Annotated in this window: 1 protein-coding gene; it reads left to right on the plus strand. The window is 62.1% G+C overall.

Annotated features, from left to right (window positions below; genetic code table 11):
* Positions 1-269: DNA gyrase subunit A (locus tag NVV99_RS26510; protein ID WP_313906274.1), on the plus strand; the 269-nt coding region annotated here is incomplete at both ends.

A 269-nucleotide genomic window follows, 5' to 3' on the forward strand; every position in this document is an offset into this window, starting at 1 on the left:
GTACGCCATGAGCGAGTTGGGGCTGGACGCCGATTCCAAGCACAAGAAATCGGCGCGTACCGTCGGCGACGTACTCGGCAAGTTTCACCCGCACGGTGACTCGGCCTGTTACGAAGCGATGGTGCTGATGGCTCAGCCGTTCAGCTACCGCTACACGCTGGTCGACGGCCAGGGGAACTGGGGTGCACCGGACGATCCCAAGTCTTTCGCGGCCATGCGTTACACCGAAGCACGTTTGTCGCGCTACTCCGAAGTGCTGCTCAGCGTGC

Origin of the sequence: Rhodococcus sp. PAE-6 (genome assembly GCF_025290685.1) — a bacterium.
GTDB lineage: Bacteria > Actinomycetota > Actinomycetes > Mycobacteriales > Mycobacteriaceae > Rhodococcus > Rhodococcus pyridinivorans.